We start from the raw sequence: 19,067 nt of genomic DNA, 5'->3' as shown, positions 1-19,067 counted from the left end.
CCATTTTATTTGATAAAAGAAATGCTCCTCCACGATGGAAGAGCATTTTTTATTGTGATTTTGATTCGGTTTCGACCGACTCTGGGTGAAGTTCTTGGTAACTTGGTGCCTTGAAAAGGTCAGCACTGGTCTTACCTTGTCGTTGGCTAAAGAGACTAGTTGACTGACTTCCTTTTTCCTGCTCAATCTTTTGCAGAATTGGTAAAGAATTGAGGTAAGAAATACTTTCTGTATCAACTTTTCCAAGATGATCTGCTTGGTAGAAACGGATCAAATCGCCAGTTTGAATCTGGTCGCTGATTTTCAGCTGTTGACTAGATGCCTGCCGAACGCTTTCCAGTTCGGTCTGAGTTTGTTCATCAAGATTGCTGATTTCAAGACCGCTCTCAGTATAGTAGGTTCGTCCGTCGTAGCTGGTATATTTGGGTGTGACGAAGGAATTGGCAGTCCGAAAGGCAACGATTTCTTGATGATCTGGAGACAGAAGGTCTTGGCCGACTTGAAGGAAGGAATTGGACTCAATACCAAGGAGGTGTTCGAGAGTCGGTAAGATATCGATTTGTCCACCGTAGGTATTGATGATTTGCCCCTTTTCATAACCAGGCATGACCACCATAAAAGGCACTCGTTGCAACATGGCATTGTCGTAATTCGACCAGTTCTCAGAAGTCTTGCCAATCAAGGGTGCCAGCTCAGGATTGCGGGAGTTGGAAATCCCATAATGGTCTCCGTAAATGACGATGATGGATTTTTCATAGAGGCCACTTTCTTTGAGATAGTCAAAGAAAGCCTTGATGGCACTATCCAGATAGTTGGCTGTTTGGAAGTAGCCGTTGATTGTTTCATCTTTGGTCTTAGCCAGTGGGAAACCAAGCTCATCGCCTGTCAGATTGCTAGCATAGGGATAGTGATTGGACACTGTGATATACTTAGCATAAAAAGGTTGCTGTAAATGCTCCAGATACTGAATAGAATCTTTCATCATGATTTTATCATTTAAACCATATTGGAAAGAATTGCTACTGTCTTGCTTGGTGAAGTAGGATGCATCAAAGAAGTATTGGTAGCCCCATTGTTTGTAGGTCGTATTTCGGTTCCAGAAGGTCCCAATATTGCCGTGAAAGACAGCACTGGATTGGTAGCCATTTTTTGATAGGATAAAAGGCGCAGCTTGCTGGGTATTGGTACCTCCATAGTTGACCATAAAGGAACCTTGGTCAAGTCCAAACAAACCAGTCTCCAGCATGGTTTCTGCATCTGAGGTTTTACCAGCCTTGACTTGGTTAAAGATATTAGAAAAGGCTAGGGTTGATTGCGAATGGTAGAGTGAATTTAGGAAGGGAGTGACTTCATGATCAGTTCCATCTAGGTTGAGTTTATAGTCCAGTAGGAACTGCTGAAAACTCTCCAAGTGGAGATAAATCACATTTTTCCCTTTGGCTAAGCCGAAATAGTCTGGATTAGGCTTAGCAGAATGTTCTTGAATATAATCTGTAATAGGTTGAAGATCAGTCTCAGAGGCCTTGGCACGTTCTTTATTAGCGCTATAGGATTGGTTGGCACTATAGCCTAAAAAGGCTGGCAAACTAAGGGCGCGGACAACATAATAATTGGAAAATCCTCGCGACAGGAGATCGGGACGCTCAATTTCAGCCAAAAAAAGGTTAGCTGAAAAGAGCAGGGCTGAGAGAGCAGTGATTGCAACACTGGAGCGGAATTTGAAAGGTCTCCTGTCCAGCTGGATGAGCTTTTTATAGAGAAGATAAGCCAACAGTGGGAAATCCATAAAATAGATGAAATCCCAAAAGCGCAGTAACTCTAGTTCCGCAGTACCAACAGACACCTTGCTGACCACTTTCATGGTATTGACCGTGATAAAGTCACTAAATTCTCGATAGTAAAAGACATTGGAATAGAGCCAAATGAATAAAAGGCTATAAATAGCTATACTCAGGCCATAAAAGATCTTGGTTGACCGAGCATAGAGGGCTGAAGCTAGCAGGAGGAGTCCCAAAGGAAGGGGATTGAAAAAGGCGATAAAGGCAAGGTAATTTCCCTGCAACTTGCCCACTTGAATATCTAAATTAAAGTCAACGGCATAGGCTAATAAGGTTTTGAGCCAATATAGGATTAAAAGGGTTAGGACAAAACCCAGTCTGGTACCCATGGCTTTTTGGATTTTGTTAAAATTGCTTTTCACACATTTACTTCCTAATTTTTTATTAGTATTAGTATACCATTTTTTAAAAGAAGAGTAAAAAAGCAAGGGTAGTTTCTTTTTTGAGAATTGGCTAAAAGTTTGATATAATAGTAGTTATGAATAGAATAAGAGTCAGCAAAAGGTTTGAAAAAAAGCTCGCCAAAGGTCTGGTTTTACTAGAAGCCAGTGATCTTGAGAATGTCAATCTCAAGGATCAGGAAGTAGAAGTGCAGAGTCAGGAAGGAACCTTTCTTGGGACTGCCTACCTTTCTCAGCAAAACAAGGGCTTGGGCTGGTTTGTTAGCACAGACAAGGTGACCTTCAATCAACCTTTCTTTGAAATGCTGTTTAGACAAGCTAAAGAAAAGAGAAAATCCTACTATCAAGATGATTTGACAACTGCCTTTCGTCTTTTCAACCAAGAGGGGGATGGCTTTGGCGGTCTGACAGTGGACCTTTATGGCGACTACGCCGTCTTTTCTTGGTATAACTCTTATGTTTATCAGATTCGCAAGGTTATCTCAGAAGCCTTTAGACAGGTTTTCCCTGAGGTTTTAGGGACCTATGAGAAGATCCGCTTCAAGGGTTTGGACTATGAATCTGCCCATGTTTATGGTCAAGAAGCACCTGACTTTTTCACTGTTTTGGAAAATGGTGTCTTGTATCAAGTCTTTATGAATGATGGCTTGATGACAGGGATTTTCCTAGACCAGCATGAGGTTCGCGGTAGTTTAGTGGATGGATTGGCTATGGGCAAATCCTTGCTCAATATGTTTTCTTATACAGCAGCCTTCTCAGTAGCTGCAGCTATGGGGGGAGCAAGGCAGACAACTTCGGTTGACCTAGCCAAACGTTCACGAGAATTGTCTCAAGCGCATTTTCAGGCTAATGGAATCAGCACAGACAACCATCGTTTTATAGTCATGGATGTTTTTGAGTATTTCAAGTATGCTAAGCGAAAAGGCTTGACTTACGATGTGATTGTCCTAGATCCGCCTAGCTTTGCTCGGAACAAAAAACAGACCTTCTCTGTGGCTAAGGACTATCACAGGTTGATTTCCCAGAGTCTTGAGATTTTAAATCCGGGAGGGATTATCATTGCCAGTATCAATGCTGCCAATGTTTCCCGCCAGAAATTTACAGAACAAATTGATAAAGGCTTTGCAGGAAGAAGTTACCATGTTTTAGACAAATACGGTCTTCCAGCAGATTTTGCCTATAATAAAAAAGATGAAAGTAGTAATTACCTAAAGGTGATTAGTATGAAGGTTAGTAAATGAAATTAATCGTTTCAGTAATGCCAAGAAGTTTAGAGGAGGCTCAGGCTCTGGATGCCATGAGGTATCTGGATGCCGACATCATTGAATGGCGTGCCGACTATCTGCCTAAGGAAGCGATTTTGCAGGTGGCTCCAGCTATTTTTGAAAAATTCGCAGGCCGTGAGTTGGTTTTCACGCTGCGAACTCGCTCTGAAGGGGGACAAATCGAACTTTCTCCAGAAGAATATATCCATCTAATCAAGGAAGTGGCGCAACTCTATCAACCAGACTATATTGATTTTGAGTACTATAGCTATAAGGATGTTTTTGAGGAAATGCTGGACTTCCCAAATCTCGTTTTGAGTTACCACAATTTCCAAGAAACACCTGAAAACATGATGGAAATCTTGTCAGAGTTGACGAGCCTAAATCCAAAACTGGTCAAGGTTGCGGTGATGGCTCACACGGAGCAGGATGTCTTAGACTTGATGAACTATACACGAGGCTTTAAAACCCTCAATCCTGAGCAGGAATATGTGACCATTTCTATGGGCAAGGTGGGTAAGGTCTCTCGTATCACTGCAGATGTGACTGGTTCTAGCTGGTCCTTTGCTAGTCTAGATGAAGCTAGTGCCCCAGATCAGATTTCTCTAGCTAACATGAAAAAAATTCGGGAGATTTTGGATGAAGCTTGATGGCTATACACGTTTAGCTGCCGTTGTTGCCAATCCTATTAAGCACTCTATTTCCCCCTTTATACACAACAGCGCCTTTGAGGCGACAGCTACCAACGGTGCTTATGTGGCTTGGGAGATTGAAGCGAGCGACTTAGCAGAAACAGTGGCTAATATTCGTCGCTACCAGATGTTTGGAATCAACCTGTCCATGCCTTATAAGGAGCAGGTGATTCCTTATTTGGATGAATTGAGCGATGAGGCGCGCTTAATCGGTGCAGTTAATACGGTTGTCAATGAGAATGGCAATTTAATTGGATATAATACAGATGGCAAGGGATTTTTTAAGAGCTTGCCTTCTTTTACAATTACAGGTAAGAAGATGACCCTGCTGGGTGCAGGTGGTGCGGCCAAGTCCATTTTGGCACAAGCTATTTTGGACGGCGTCAGTCAGATTTCAGTCTTTGTTCGTTCAGTTTCCATGGAAAAAACAAGACCTTATCTAGACAAGTTACAGGAACAAACAGGCTTTAAAGTGGACTTGTATGCTTTAGAAGATGTTTCTGAACTGCAAGAAAGGATTGCTGAGTCTGATTTACTTGTCAATGCGACAAGTGTAGGGATGGATGGTCAATCATCTCCAGTTCCTGAAAGCATTGTCCTATCAGAAACTCTTTTAGTAGCAGATATCATTTACCAACCCTTTGAAACACCATTTTTAAAATGGGCCAGAAGTCAGGGAAATTCAGCAGTCAATGGTCTGGGAATGTTGCTCTATCAAGCTGCAGAAGCTTTTCAACTGTGGACAGGCAAGGAAATGCCAACAGAAGATATTTGGAAGTCTTTAACAGAAAAATACCAATAAAGAAAGGGAGATTCTCCTATGAAAATCAGAATCGATATTCCTCATCATCCTTATGATATTCAGATTGAAAAAGGTTGTCTGGCTCAAGCTGGTCAATGGTTGCGAGAACTCTGGCAACCGCAAAAAGTGGTCATTGTAACAGACAACCATGTAGCTTCTCTTTATGCAGAGAAGGTCAAGCTCAGCCTAGAAGATGCTGGTTTTCAGGTGGCGGTATTTGACTTTTTAGAAGGGGAAGAAAGAAAGAATTTAACCACTGTCCAGAAAGTCTATGAATTCCTAGTTAAGCAGGGGTTGACTCGTAGCGATGGAATTGTGGCTCTTGGTGGCGGTGTCGTTGGAGACCTAGCTGGTTTTGTTGCCTCTACCTATATGCGGGGCATTCACTTTGTTCAGATTCCGACTAGTTTGACAGCCCAGGTGGATTCTTCTATCGGCGGGAAGACAGGTGTTAACACTCCATTTGCTAAGAATATGGTGGGTACCTTTGCCCAACCAGATGGGGTTCTGATTGACCCACTTGTTCTTGAAACCCTCGGAAAAAGAGAGTTGATTGAAGGAATGGGTGAAGTTATCAAGTATGGCTTGATTGAGGATCCAGAACTGTGGGCTCTCTTGACGAAGTTGAATGGTTCTGTTGAGAGCATTTTGGAACATGCAGAGACCTTGATTGAACATTCTTGTCAGGTTAAGCGCAAGATGGTAGTTGAGGATGAGTTGGACAATGGTGTTCGCCTTTACCTCAATTTTGGCCACACTATTGGCCATGCCATCGAAGCGACTGCCGGTTATGGCAAGGTCATGCATGGAGAGGCTGTAGCTATGGGAATGGTACAGATTTCCAAGGTAGCTGAGGGAAAAGGCCTTATGCCAGAAGGGATAACCCAGTCTATTACAGCTATGTGTCAGAAATTTGGACTACCTGTTGACTATGAAAACTGGGATGTTGACAAGCTTTATCAGGCTTTGACCCATGATAAGAAAGCGCGTGGCAATACCTTGAAATTGGTCTTGGTACCAGAGCTTGGTTCTGCAACCATCCACCCAGTTTCTTTGGAAGAGATGAAAGACTATTTGGTAAAATAAGGAGAACGTATGAGATATTTAACTGCAGGAGAATCACACGGTCCCCGTCTGACGGCTATCATTGAAGGAATTCCAGCTGGACTACCTTTGACAGCAGAGGATATCAATGAGGACCTTAAACGCCGTCAGGGTGGTTACGGTCGTGGTGGCCGTATGAAGATTGAGAGCGACCAAGTTATCTTTACTTCGGGCGTTCGCCATGGGAAGACTACTGGGGCTCCTATTACCATGGATGTCGTCAATAAGGACTATCAGAAATGGCTAGATATCATGTCTGCAGAAGACATTGAAGACCGCCTTAAAAGCAAACGAAAAATCACCCATCCTCGTCCAGGTCATGCCGATTTAGTTGGGGGCATCAAGTACCGTTTTGATGATTTGAGAAATTCTTTAGAACGTTCATCAGCTCGTGAAACCACCATGCGGGTGGCAGTTGGGGCAGTAGCCAAACGCCTATTGGCTGAGTTGGATATGGAGATTGCCAACCATGTCGTTGTCTTTGGTGGCAAGGAAATCGATGTTCCTGAGAATCTCACAGTTGCTGAGATTAAGGAAAGAGCCGCCCAGTCTGAAGTTTCTATTGTCAACCAAGAAAGGGAACAAGAAATCAAGGATTATATTGACCAAATCAAGCGTGATGGAGATACCATCGGTGGGGTTGTGGAGACAGTCGTTGGAGGTGTTCCAGTTGGTCTTGGTTCCTATGTCCAATGGGACAGAAAATTGGATGCAAGATTGGCCCAAGCCGTTGTTTCTATCAATGCTTTTAAAGGGGTGGAATTTGGTCTCGGCTTTGAAGCTGGTTACCGTAAAGGTAGCCAAGTTATGGATGAAATTCTCTGGTCTAAAGAAGACGGCTATACTCGTCGTACTAACAATCTGGGCGGCTTTGAAGGTGGTATGACCAATGGGCAACTTATTGTTGTTCGTGGCGTCATGAAACCCATTCCTACTCTTTATAAGCCTCTTATGAGTGTGGATATCGAAACCCATGAACCTTACAAGGCAACCGTTGAGAGAAGTGATCCAACTGCTCTTCCAGCAGCAGGTGTAGTTATGGAAGCCGTTGTGGCAACGGTTCTGGCACAAGAAATCCTTGAAAAATTCTCATCAGACAATCTAGAGGAATTAAAAGAAGCGGTAGCCAAACACCGAGACTATACAAAGAACTATTAAGGAGTTTCTATGGCAAAAACAGTCTATATCGCAGGTCTTGGTTTGATCGGTGCCTCGATGGCACTTGGTATCAAACGCGATCATCCAGATTATGAAATTTTAGGCTATAATCGCAGTCAAGCTTCGAGAGATATTGCCTTGAAAGAAGGCATGATTGACCGTGCAACGGATGATTTTGCCAGTTTTGCTCCTTTGGCAGATATCATCATTCTCAGCTTGCCAATCAAGCAAACCATTGCTTTCATTAAGGAATTGGCCGACTTGGACTTGAAAGAAGGCGTCATTATTTCAGATGCTGGCTCAACCAAGTTAGCTATTGTAGATGCAGCGGAGAACTATTTGGCTGGCAAGCCTGTTCGCTTTGTCGGGGCCCATCCCATGGCTGGTAGCCACAAGACAGGGGCTGCTTCTGCGGATGTCAATCTTTTTGAAAATGCCTATTATATCTTTACACCTTCGAGTCTGACAAGTCAGGACACGCTTGAGGAAATGAAGGACCTGCTTTCAGGTCTTCATGCTCGTTTTATCGAGATTGATGCCAAGGAGCATGATCGTGTCACTTCTCAGATTAGCCATTTTCCTCATATTCTGGCTTCTAGTCTCATGGAACAGACCGCGGTTTATGCTCAAGAACATGAGATGGCAAGGCGCTTTGCGGCAGGTGGTTTTCGAGATATGACTCGGATTGCGGAAAGCGAGCCGGGAATGTGGACCTCCATTCTCTTGTCCAATCGTGAGACAATTCTAGAGAGAATTGAGGATTTTAAGGAACGTTTGGAAGCGATTGGGCAGGCTATCAGCAAGGGAGATGAAGAGCAGATCTGGAACTTTTTCAACCAAGCGCGTGAGCAACGTCAGGCCATGGAAATCCATAAGCGTGGTGGTGTGGATAGTTCTTACGACCTCTATGTTGACGTTCCTGATGAAGAAGATGTCATCCTGAGGATTTTGGAATTGCTACGAGGAACTTCCTTGGTCAATATTCACATCAACGAGGAAAACCGTGAAGATATTCACGGAATCCTACAAATTTCATTTAAAAATGCTCAAGACTTGGAAAGAGCCGAGCACCTCATAACAGAAAATACCGACTACACAGTCGTCATCAAATAAGGAGAAAATCATGTCAAATATTTACGATAGTGCAAACGAACTCAGTCGCGGTCTACGCGAATTACCAGAATACAGGGCTGTTAAAACAGCTAAAGATGCGATTTCAGCAGATGCTGAGGCAAGTAAAATCTTTACAGAATATCTTGCCTTCCAAGAAGAAATTCAAAGACTAGCACAGACAGGGCAAATGCCAGATGCTTCCTTCCAAGCGAAGATGGAAGGCTTTGGTAAGCAGATTCAAGGGAACAACCTCTTGTCAGAATTCTTTACCAAGCAACAACAATTGGCAATTTACCTTTCTGACATTGAAAAAATTGTTTTCGAACCAGTTTCAGAATTGCTAAAATAAGAAAATAACTACCCTAAAGTCAGGAATTTTTAAGGAATTTCTGGCTTTTTATGATAAAATAGGTAAAAGTATTGCAAGTATGAGGTCCAGTATGAAACTAAAAACAAACATTCGCCACTTACATGGCAGTATCCGAGTTCCAGGTGATAAGTCTATTAGCCATCGTTCCATTATCTTTGGAAGTTTGGCTGAGGGTGAGACCAAGGTTTATGATATATTACGTGGCGAAGATGTCCTTTCGACCATGCAAGTCTTTCGTGACCTTGGTGTTGAGATTGAGGATAAAGATGGGGTTATTACCATTCAAGGTGTAGGTATGGATGGCTTAAAAGCTCCACAAAATGCCCTTGATATGGGAAATTCTGGTACATCGATTCGCCTGATTTCAGGTGTCCTTGCAGGTGCAGACTTCGAAGTAGAAATGTTTGGAGATGATAGTCTTTCCAAACGTCCTATGGACCGTGTGACGATTCCATTGAAAAAAATGGGTGTTAACATTTCAGGGCAAACTGAGCGAGACTTGCCTCCCCTTCATTTAAAAGGAACGAAAAACCTAAGACCTATTCAATATGAGTTGTCAATTGCCTCTGCCCAAGTCAAGTCAGCCTTGATGTTTGCGGCCTTGCAGGCTCAGGGGGAGTCAGTTATTATTGAAAAAGAGTGCACCCGTAATCATACTGAAGATATGCTGCAACAATTTGGTGGTCATTTAATTGTGGACGGTAAGAAAATCACAGTCCAAGGGCCACAAAAATTGACAGGACAAAAGGTGGTTGTTCCAGGAGATATTTCCAGTGCAGCCTTTTGGTTGGTCGCAGGTTTGATTGTTCCAAATTCTTGTCTAGTGCTGCAGAATGTGGGGATCAACGAAACGCGTACTGGTATTATTGATGTCATTCGCGCCATGGGTGGAAAATTGGAAATGACTGAAATTGACCCAGTCGCTAAATCTGCTACCTTAACTGTTGAATCTTCTGACTTGAAAGGAACAGAGATTGGTGGTGCCTTGATTCCACGCTTGATTGATGAATTGCCCATTATTGCTCTTCTGGCGACCCAGGCCCAAGGTGTAACAGTTATCAAGGATGCTGAGGAACTTAAGGTTAAGGAAACAGACCGTATTCAGGTGGTGGCAGATGCCCTAAATAGTATGGGAGCAGATATTACTCCTACAGCAGATGGAATGATTATCAAAGGGAAATCAGCCCTTCACGGTGCTAGAGTCAATACGTTTGGTGACCACCGTATCGGCATGATGACAGCCATCGCGGCCCTCTTGGTTGCAGATGGAGAGGTGGAGCTTGACCGTGCAGAAGCCATCAATACCAGCTATCCTAGCTTCTTTGATGATTTGGAGAACTTGATTCATGGCTAAGGTGTTACTAGGCTTTATGGGTGCTGGGAAATCGACTATTGCAAGAGGATTGGACCCTAATTATCTTGATATGGATGCCCTGATTGAGAAACGCTTAAGTATGTCCATTGCGGAATTTTTCTCGGAAAAGGGAGAAGAATCCTTTCGTCAGATAGAGTCTGAAGTCCTAGCTGATTTACTACAAAGAGACCAAGTTGTGTCAACTGGTGGAGGAGTGGTTATTTCTCAGCGAAATCGTGACTTACTCAAGACCAATTCTGATAACATCTATCTGAAAGCTGATTTTGAAACCCTCTACCACCGTATCGCAGCTGATAAGGAAAATCAGCGTCCGCTTTTTCTAAATAATAGCAAGGAAGAACTTGCAGCTATTTTCCAAGAAAGACAGGCTTGGTATGAGGAAGTGGCTAGTCGAGTTTTGGATGTGACCAAGCTAAGCCCAGAGGAAATTATAGAGGAACTGAGATGAAAATTGCTTATCTAGGTCCCAAGGGATCATTTTCACACCACGTTGTGCAGACAGCTTTTCCTCAGGAGGAATTGCAGGCCTTTGCCAATATTACAGATGTCATCAAGGCCTATGAGCAAGGCTTGGTGGACTATTCTGTGGTGCCAGTTGAAAACTCTATCGAGGGTAGTGTTCATGAAACCTTGGACTACCTTTTTCATCAGGCTCGCATCCAAGCAGTGGCAGAAATTGTTCAGCCTATTCATCAGCAGTTGATGGTGGTTCCAGGTCACACTAAGATTGAAAAGATTTTTTCACATCCACAGGCCTTGGCTCAAGGAAAGAAATTCATCGATGAACAGTATCCAGAGGCTCAAATCGAGGTAACAGCTAGTACAGCTTATGCGGCCCGCTTTATTTCCGAACATCCAGACCAGCCTTATGCAGCCATTGCTCCTAGAAGTTCTGCAGAAGAATATGGCTTGGAACTGATTGCTGAGGATATTCAGGAAATGGAAGCCAATTTCACACGTTTCTGGGTTCTGGGAGCTGAAAAGCCTAGTATTCCCTTGCAAGCACAAACTGAAAAAATGAGTTTGGCCTTGACCTTACCTGACAACCTTCCAGGTGCACTCTACAAGGCTCTCTCTACCTTCGCTTGGCGAGGAATTGACCTAACAAAAATTGAAAGTCGTCCACTCAAGACAGCACTGGGTGAATACTTTTTCATTATAGATGTGGACTACGCTGATAAGGACCTGGTCCACTTTGCCCAAAAAGAATTAGAAGCGATTGGAATCCAGTATAAAGTTCTGGGTGCCTATCCTATTTATCCAATATCAGACCATGGAAAGGAGAGAAGATGAGTAAAGAAAATCCCTTAAGTCACCACGAGCAGTTGCGTTATGACTATCTCTTTAAGAATATTCATTACCTCAATGAGCGAGAAAAAAAAGAGTTTGCTTATTTGCAAGAAAAGCTAACTCTTTCTAGGGTAAATAGTAGTTCCAGTCTGGAACAAGAAAGAGAAGAGCAGGTTGACTTACCAAGCTATGCGAACCGGAGTCGCTCACAATCCAAATCACAAGCACTCTTTGCTCCTCCCAAAAAGAAAAGACGGAAGCTCCGTCTTAAACGCATTTTTATGGTGATTTTCTCTCTTTTGGTCTGTGTGGCTTTAGCCATGGTATTCATGTTTTTGCGTGGTTACCAAGATGCTAGTGCAAAGAAAACTGCTGATGCTAAGGCAGCACAGGTTCAAGTCTTTAATGGTCAGGACACTAGAGACGGGGTTAATATTTTGATCATGGGGACGGACGGTCGAATTGGTCAAAATAGTGCTGAGACGCGGACTGACTCTATTATGGTCTTAAATGTCGGAGGTTCGGACAAGAAAATCAAGCTAGTCAGTTTCATGCGTGATAATTTGGTCTATATAGATGGTTATAGTCAAGTGATTAACGGTAGAAAACAGACGGATAACAAGTTAAACGTAGCCTATGAGTTAGGAGAACAAGAGGGGCAAAAAGGGGCAGAAATGGTTCGCCAAGTCTTGAAAGATAATTTTGACTTGGACATTAAGTACTATGCCTTGGTCGATTTTCAGGCCTTTGCAACAGCGATTGACACACTTTTCCCTGATGGGGTGACAATTGATGCTCAATTTTCAACATTGAATGGGCGTCCATTAACAGAAGCTACAGTCGGAGATGATTTACACGCTACTGAGACTGAGTCTCCAACCCAGACTATTAAAGTCGGAAAACAGCAGATGAATGGCTCGACCTTGCTCAATTATGCTCGTTTCCGCGATGATGATGAAGCGGATTACGGCCGTACCAAAAGACAGCAGCAAGTTTTAACAGCAATTTTAGAGCAAATTAAAGATCCCACTAAACTTTTCACTGGTTCTGAAGCTCTTGGAAAGGTTTTTGCTATGACCTCAACCAATGCACCCTATACTTTCCTCCTAACAAACGGTTTATCTGTTTTGGATGGAGCAAAAAATGGTATTGAAAAGCTGACGATTCCAGAACTTGGTGACTGGGTAGATGCCTATGATGTTTATGGAGGCTTGGGCTTGCTGGTTGATCAAAACAAATATCAAACCAAGCTCGCTCAAATGGGCTTGAGATAAGATAATACTCAATGAAAATCAAGAAGCAAACTAGGAAGCTAGCCGCAGGCTGCTAAAAACACAGTTTTGAGGTTGTAGATAAGACTGACGAAGTCAGTTACCTATACCTACGGCAAGGTGAAGCTGACGTGGTTTGAAGAGATTTTCGAAGGGTATAAGACAGAAAAATCAAAGTTTGATAGCTATTTGAATAGCAGTCAGGCTTTGATTTTTTACAGTCTTCAATAGATTTTCACCCCCTATTTGTGGTATAATGAAATGATACGATAGAAAGAATAATGAATAATATGACTGATTTAAAAGCAATTCAGGCTCGTAGTCTGGAGATGGCTGAATATTTTGTTGCCTTTTGCAAGGAACATGATTTACTCTGTTATCTCTGTGGAGGAGGTGCTATTGGTGCCCTTCGAAACAAGGGTTTTATTCCTTGGGATGATGACCTAGACTTTTTTATGCCTCGTAAAGATTATGAGAAATTAGCAGAATTATGGCCTCGTTATGCAGATGAACGTTATTTCTTGTCAAAGAGTAACAAGGATTTTGTCGACCGCAATCTTTTTATTACCATTCGTGACAAGGAAACTACCTGTATCAAACCTTACCAGCAGGATTTAGAATTGCCACATGGTCTGGCCTTGGATGTCTTGCCTTTGGATTATTATCCTAAAAATCCAGCTGAGCGGAAAAAACAGGTTCGTTGGGCCTTGATTTATTCTCTTTTTTGTGCGCAAACTATTCCAGAAAAGCATGGTGCTCTTATGAAATGGGGGAGTCGTATTTTACTGGGTGTAACTCCAAAATCTCTTCGTTATCGCATTTGGAAAAAAGCTGAAAAAGAAATGACCAAGTATGGTTTGGCTGAGAGCGATGGCATCACAGAATTATGCTCAGGTCCTGGCTACATGAGAAACAAGTACCCAATCGCATCTTTTGAAGACAATCTTTTCTTACCATTTGAAAGGACAGAGATGCCTATTCCAGTTGGCTACGATGCCTATCTCAGCACTGCTTTTGGGGATTATATGACACCTCCACCAGCAGACAAGCAGCTACCACATCATGATGCTGTCATCGCTGATATGGATAAGTCTTATACAGAATACAAGGGAGAATATGGTGGCTAAGAAAAAAATCTTATTTTTTATGTGGTCTTTTTCTCTTGGAGGTGGCGCAGAGAAGATTCTGTCGACAATTGTTTCAAATCTAGATCCAGAAAAGTATGATATTGATATTCTTGAAATGGAGCACTTTGACAAGGGATACGAATCTGTTCCCAAGCATGTACGCATTTTAAAATCCTTTCAAGATTATCGCCAAGCTAGATGGTTACGAGCTCTTTTGTGGAGAATGAGAATTTATTTTCCAAGATTGACACGTCGCTTACTGGTGAAAGATGACTATGATGTTGAAGTTTCTTTTACCATTATGAATCCTCCGCTTTTGTTCTCTAAAAGAAAAGAAGTCAAGAAAATCTCTTGGATTCATGGAAGTATCGAAGAATTTCTTAAGGATAGCGCCAAAAGAGAATCACATAGACGCCAGTTGGATGCTGCGGATACCATTGTAGGAATTTCAAAAAAGACCAGTCATTCTATCAAGGAAGTCTATCCAGATTATGCTGCGAAATTACAGACGGTCTACAATGGATATGATTTTCAGAGTATTCTAGAAAAATCTCAAGAGAAGATCGATATCGAGATTGCGCCTCAAAGTATCTGTACTATCGGACGGATTGAGGAAAATAAGGGCTCTGACCGTGTGGTGGAAGTGATACGCTTATTGCACCAAGAGGGAAAAAACTATCATCTTTACTTCATAGGGACTGGTGACATGGAAGAGGAACTGAAAAAAAGAGTCAACGAGTATGGGCTTGAGGACTATGTACATTTCCTTGGTTATCAAAAAAATCCATACCAGTATTTGTCTCAGATGAAAGTTCTCTTGTCTATGTCTAAACAAGAAGGTTTTCCTGGAGTATATGTGGAAGCTTTGAGTCTGGGACTTCCTTTTGTCTCTACGGATGTCGGAGGGGCTGAGGAACTATCACAAGAAGGAAGATTTGGACAAATCATTGAGAGCAATCAAGAGGCAGCTCAGGCAATTACGAACTACATGACCTCTGCCTCAAACTTCGATGTCAATGAGGCTAGCCAATTCATTCAACAATTCACAATTGCCAAACAAATCGAACAAGTAGAAAAACTATTAGAGGAGTAGCATGGAAACTGCATTAATTAGTGTCATTGTGCCAGTCTATAATGTGGCGCAGTACCTAGAAAAATCGATAGCTTCCATTCAGAAGCAGACCTATCAAAATCTGGAAATTATTCTTGTTGATGATGGAGCAACGGATGAAAGTGGTCGCTTGTGTGATTCAATCGCTGAACAAGATGATAGGGTATCAGTGCTTCATAAAAAGAATGAAGGTTTGTCGCAAGCACGAAACGATGGAATGAAGCAGGCTCACGGAGACTATCTGATTTTCATTGACTCAGATGATTATATCCATCCAGAAATGATTCAGAGCTTATATGAACAATTAATTCAAGAAGATGCGGATGTTTCGAGCTGTGGTGTCATGAATGTCTATGCTAATGATGAAAGTCCACAGTCAGCCAATCAGGATGAGTATTTTGTCTGTGATTCTCAAACATTTCTAAAGGAATACCTCATAGGTGAAAAAATACCTGGAACGATTTGCAATAAGCTAATCAAGAGAGAGATTGCAACAGCCCTATCCTTTCCAAAGGGATTGATTTATGAAGATGCTTATTATCATTTTGACTTAATCAAGTTGGCTAAGAAGTACGTTGTTAATACCAAACCCTATTATTACTATTTCCATAGAGGGGATAGTATTACGACTAAACCCTATGCAGAGAAGGATTTAGCCTATATTGATATCTACCAAAAGTTTTACAATGAAGTTGTGAAAAACTATCCGGATTTGAAAGAGGTTGCTTTTTTCAGATTGGCCTATGCCCATTTCTTTATTCTAGATAAGATGTTACTAGATGATCAGTATAAACAATTTGAAGCCTATTCTCAGATTCATCGTTTTTTAAAAGGCCATGCCTTTGCTATTTCTAGGAATCCAATTTTCCGTAAGGGGAGAAGAATTAGTGCCTTGGCTCTATTCATAAATATTTCCTTATACCGATTCTTATTACTAAAAAATATTGAAAAATCTAAAAAATTACATTAGAACGGGGGTGAGCAAGTGATTGATGGAAAACGATTATTATTTAGTTTGACCATAGTCAGTTATGCTTTGACGCTAGTAAGTGGAATTGTGTATCTGTTTAATAATAACAATGTTAGCTTGCTTTCTACTTTATTGTTCTTACTGGTTAGTAGCTTAATTGCCTGCTGGAATGATATCAAGTATTACTTAATCCATTTTATTTTCTATTTAACTATTTTTGTCTTTCTGGTATCAAGACCGACCATTGATTATTTTAGGGATGGCGCTCTGGATACCTATCATCCGATAGCCTATCGTTTTGCCTTTATAGTCGTCATGGTTTCGATTCTGGGCTTGACCACAGGAGGCGTCCTGGCTCGTTACTTCATAGCTAGGAAGAAAATAAAAGTAGCAAATATAGGAAATTCTCTAAAAGAGGTTTATATCAAGCGGTTACGCTTTGTATCGCTAGGAGTTTTTCTGCTAACCTATCCTTTCTATTTCATTCGGTTATTTGAACGACTCCTGTATCGCTTGCAGACTTCCTACTATGCCTACTATGCAAATTTTGAAAGTAAACTACCTTATATTACCTACATCTTGTCTACCTTTACGGTCTATGCAATGTGTATGTATCTGGCAACCAAGCCAAAAAAATGGCAGGCAACAGCAGTGTTAGTATCCTTCATTGCAGCTAATACCATTCATTTGGCAATCGGGACGCGAAATCCTTTTATTTTAAGTATTTTATTTGCTTTTGTTTATTACTTTATGCGGGAGCAAACTGAAAAAGGAAAATGGATTGGATTTAAAGAAAAGTTAGCGATTTTTGTAGGATCTCCTATTCTCATGTTAGCGATGGGAGTGCTCAATTATGTACGGGATAATGTCCAAGTTTCCCATACAGGTTTCTGGGATATCCTGCTTGACTTTATCTATAAACAAGGGACTAGTTTTGGTGTCTTGGCTCGAGGTTTTCTATTTAACAGTAGCCTCCCTTACCGAGATTTCCGTAATTTTACTTTTGGTCCTGTTCTTGATTATTTTGCAAGGGGGAGTTTGGGGGCAATTTTCGGAGGAAAAGCCTTTGAGCATACAACTAATAGTGTGGAATTGGCTATTGATAGTAATAGTTATGCCCACAATCTATCCTATCTTGTTCTGAATAAGGAATACTTGAAAGGACATGGTATCGGAAGTAGCTATATTATGGAGTTGTATACTGACTATGGTATGATAGGAGTCTTTCTACTTAGTCTCTTGCTAGGTATGTTATTCATAGCCATGCTGCAAGTAGCCTATCGCTCAAGAACAATCTTATTTGCCTTGTCCCTACTCATCTTGAATAATCTATTCTTTATGCCAAGAAGTAGCTTTTCAGAAAGTTTCTTCAATTTATTTACAATGCAATTCTGGGGAATTGTTCTTGTGATTATATTTGTAGCAAAAATGCTTACAAAAGAAAACCAGTATCTACTAAACAAAGGAGAAAAAAATCATGTTTGAACATTATTCAGTAGCTGATTTGTTTGCAAATCTTTACAAAAAACGAAAAGTAAATATTTTAGCTCTCATCGCTTTATTTGCTCTTATTGCTGTACCATTTACCATTAAAGCAGTTAAGAATAAAAATACTGTCAAAGACACAACAAGTTATTCAACTTATCTTAGCTATAAAATTACTCCTCCAGAAGATTCAGCCAAAACGATTTTGAATCATCAAATTGGTGGTTATAGTGATTTTTATGGGAAATTGATTGATGGTAATTTGAATGGAGCTTATCTTTTCAATGATGTAGAACCCAGTGAGTTGAAAAAAATTGCCAGTGAATTAGACACGACAGAAACAACCTTGAAAAATTCAACGAATGACTATTGGTGGAAAAAATTGACCGTCTACTATATGATTGACGATGCAGGGGTTGGTGTGAAAATTTTGACACCAAGTAAGGATGTCAATGACTTGTTAGAGCGAAAATTTGATGGATTGATTGAGAAATTTAAACACACTTATGCAAATGTGAAAATTGAAAAATTGGAAACCATCAACTCTAAAGAATTGAATGCAAACGGTGAGACAGCGCTTGGCTTAAATGTGAAAAACTTGATTCTCCGTTTAGCTGTTATTGGAGTAGTCTGTGTGATTTTGGTTGTGATGGGAAATGTATTGGTTTATCTCTTTAATCCAACAATCAATAGAGCAGGTGATTTTTCTCAATATCAAATTGATTTTGTAACAGAGATCACAACAATTGCCAACCTAGCAGATGTTTTGTCATACAAAAATGCTGGACAGGAATTGACTATCGTTAGCTCAAACAAAGCTATCCTAGATAAATTGAAACAAAATCAAGAGTCTTTAAAAGGAATGCATTTTGTCGATTTACAAGATGTACCATCTCTTTTAGAAAGAGATACAGTCCTTCTTGTTGAAGAATACGGAGTGACTCGTTATAAGAAATTTGAGCAAAGTCTTCAAATTCTCAGAAACTTAAACCGCTCTATCCTCGGTGTAGCAACCTTTAAATTATAAGCCTCCTGATACATCGTGTCTTTAAAGTTGGCGAAGAGTCGATTTTGAGGCTCCATAATATTTGTAGTGGGTACCCTCCCTATAGATATTATGGAGTCTATTTTGTTGTCTTGTTAGAAGATGGTAGTCACGGAGAGTCCTCTAGTAAAGAATATCAACAAATCCGTTAGATTCTCAATTCAAAGATTACTTAAAAGTTAATTGAAAAGACTTCTATGAAAGATATAAATCATAAACTTTCAATCTTATTATAATTATCGTACTGTAACTAAATAATTAAGACTTAATAATTTTTGTATTTTCAATCCCAATTGGAGTTTTTTGCTTTTTTAACGATATATTTGTCCTTGGTTAAAGTTCAATAAATTTTATTTGAAATCCTCAAAAAATTAGTTTTTAATCTTAAATTTTTGAGGATTTGAGTTCCTAAAAATTTTTTAAAATAATTAAAGACTAGTTGTTGAAAACAAAAGAGTTATTTTAACTAACTTTATGATATAATGAAAAACGAGGTAAATTGAATGAAAAGTATAAAATTAAATGCTCTATCTTATATGGGAATTCGTGTCTTAAATATTATTTTTCCCATCCTAACTGGAACCTATGTCGCGCGTGTCTTAGACCGAACTGACTATGGTTACTTCAACTCAGTTGACACTATTTTGTCC

General features: G+C 40.7%; 17 protein-coding genes and 1 pseudogene. 17 read left to right on the top strand and 1 reads right to left on the bottom strand.

Annotated features, from left to right (window positions below; translation table 11 throughout):
* Positions 1 to 49 precede the first annotated feature (49 nt).
* Entirely contained in the window at positions 50 to 2,167 is a 2,118-nt protein-coding gene (locus tag SMSK597_RS08480; RefSeq protein ID WP_029745448.1) for an LTA synthase family protein, read from the bottom strand.
* Positions 2,168 to 2,316: 149 nt separating this feature from the next.
* Here SMSK597_RS08480 and SMSK597_RS08475 point away from each other — a divergent pair, with 149 nt between their 5' ends.
* From SMSK597_RS08475 to SMSK597_RS12875, 17 genes and pseudogenes are all read left to right on the top strand, one after another.
* The gene (locus tag SMSK597_RS08475) at positions 2,317 to 3,480 is read left to right on the top strand and encodes a class I SAM-dependent rRNA methyltransferase (RefSeq protein ID WP_001079972.1); all 1,164 of its coding nucleotides are present in this window, start codon (positions 2,317 to 2,319) and stop codon (positions 3,478 to 3,480) included.
* Positions 3,477 to 4,154: a type I 3-dehydroquinate dehydratase gene (aroD, locus tag SMSK597_RS0102595; RefSeq protein ID WP_000767748.1), complete on the top strand. Its 678-nt coding sequence runs from the start codon at positions 3,477 to 3,479 to the stop codon at positions 4,152 to 4,154. The genes SMSK597_RS08475 and aroD overlap by 4 nt, the downstream gene beginning before the upstream one ends.
* Positions 4,144 to 4,998 carry a shikimate dehydrogenase gene (locus tag SMSK597_RS08470; RefSeq protein WP_000762506.1) on the top strand — a complete coding sequence of 285 codons (855 nt, stop codon included), beginning with the start codon at positions 4,144 to 4,146 and terminating at the stop codon, positions 4,996 to 4,998. Before aroD ends, SMSK597_RS08470 begins: the two co-directional genes overlap by 11 nt.
* 18 nt (positions 4,999 to 5,016) lie before the next feature.
* A complete protein-coding gene (gene aroB / locus SMSK597_RS08465) occupies positions 5,017 to 6,084 on the top strand; it encodes a 3-dehydroquinate synthase (RefSeq protein WP_000702140.1) in 1,068 nt (355 codons plus the stop codon).
* 9 nt (positions 6,085 to 6,093) lie between these two features.
* Positions 6,094 to 7,260, top strand: coding sequence for a chorismate synthase (aroC, locus tag SMSK597_RS08460; protein ID WP_001269849.1), 1,167 nt, complete (start codon positions 6,094 to 6,096; stop codon positions 7,258 to 7,260).
* 9 nt (positions 7,261 to 7,269) lie between these two features.
* Positions 7,270 to 8,373, top strand: a complete 1,104-nt coding sequence (locus SMSK597_RS08455; RefSeq protein ID WP_001140853.1) for a prephenate dehydrogenase — start codon at positions 7,270 to 7,272, stop codon at positions 8,371 to 8,373.
* A 10-nt stretch (positions 8,374 to 8,383) separates the two neighbouring features.
* Positions 8,384 to 8,722 (top strand): YlbF/YmcA family competence regulator, encoded by a 339-nt coding sequence (locus SMSK597_RS08450; protein WP_000065986.1) that lies wholly within the window; start codon positions 8,384 to 8,386, stop codon positions 8,720 to 8,722.
* 91 nt (positions 8,723 to 8,813) lie between these two features.
* Positions 8,814 to 10,097 (top strand): 3-phosphoshikimate 1-carboxyvinyltransferase, encoded by a 1,284-nt coding sequence (gene aroA / locus SMSK597_RS08445; protein WP_000769888.1) that lies wholly within the window; start codon positions 8,814 to 8,816, stop codon positions 10,095 to 10,097.
* On the top strand, positions 10,090 to 10,566 hold the full coding sequence (locus SMSK597_RS0102590) for a shikimate kinase (protein WP_001151387.1): 477 nt from the start codon (positions 10,090 to 10,092) through the stop codon (positions 10,564 to 10,566). Before aroA ends, SMSK597_RS0102590 begins: the two co-directional genes overlap by 8 nt.
* Positions 10,563 to 11,411 carry a prephenate dehydratase gene (pheA, locus tag SMSK597_RS08440; RefSeq protein ID WP_000686444.1) on the top strand — a complete coding sequence of 283 codons (849 nt, stop codon included), beginning with the start codon at positions 10,563 to 10,565 and terminating at the stop codon, positions 11,409 to 11,411. Before SMSK597_RS0102590 ends, pheA begins: the two co-directional genes overlap by 4 nt.
* Positions 11,408 to 12,682 carry a polyisoprenyl-teichoic acid--peptidoglycan teichoic acid transferase Psr gene (gene psr, locus SMSK597_RS08435; RefSeq protein ID WP_000032334.1) on the top strand — a complete coding sequence of 425 codons (1,275 nt, stop codon included), beginning with the start codon at positions 11,408 to 11,410 and terminating at the stop codon, positions 12,680 to 12,682. Before pheA ends, psr begins: the two co-directional genes overlap by 4 nt.
* 278 nt (positions 12,683 to 12,960) lie before the next feature.
* A complete protein-coding gene (locus tag SMSK597_RS08430) occupies positions 12,961 to 13,806 on the top strand; it encodes a LicD family protein (protein WP_001061996.1) in 846 nt (281 codons plus the stop codon).
* Positions 13,796 to 14,899: a glycosyltransferase gene (locus SMSK597_RS08425; RefSeq protein ID WP_000225888.1), complete on the top strand. Its 1,104-nt coding sequence runs from the start codon at positions 13,796 to 13,798 to the stop codon at positions 14,897 to 14,899. Before SMSK597_RS08430 ends, SMSK597_RS08425 begins: the two co-directional genes overlap by 11 nt.
* A 1-nt stretch (position 14,900) precedes the next feature.
* Complete coding sequence (locus SMSK597_RS08420) at positions 14,901 to 15,887, top strand: glycosyltransferase family 2 protein (protein WP_000446972.1); 987 nt, start codon at positions 14,901 to 14,903, stop codon at positions 15,885 to 15,887.
* A gap of 15 nt (positions 15,888 to 15,902) precedes the next feature.
* Complete coding sequence (locus SMSK597_RS08415; RefSeq protein ID WP_000565090.1) at positions 15,903 to 17,372, top strand: O-antigen polysaccharide polymerase Wzy family protein; 1,470 nt, start codon at positions 15,903 to 15,905, stop codon at positions 17,370 to 17,372.
* On the top strand, positions 17,365 to 18,399 hold the full coding sequence (tarQ, locus tag SMSK597_RS0102585) for a teichoic acid biosynthesis protein TarQ (protein ID WP_000461509.1): 1,035 nt from the start codon (positions 17,365 to 17,367) through the stop codon (positions 18,397 to 18,399). The genes SMSK597_RS08415 and tarQ overlap by 8 nt, the downstream gene beginning before the upstream one ends.
* A 521-nt stretch (positions 18,400 to 18,920) precedes the next feature.
* Positions 18,921 to 19,067: pseudogene (locus SMSK597_RS12875) on the top strand (lipopolysaccharide biosynthesis protein); the annotation flags it as partial.

Source organism: Streptococcus mitis SK597, from assembly GCF_000148545.1.
GTDB lineage: Bacteria > Bacillota > Bacilli > Lactobacillales > Streptococcaceae > Streptococcus > Streptococcus mitis_C.
Note: the sequence above shows the minus strand (reverse complement) of the source record. Positions and strands in the feature narration are given on the sequence as shown.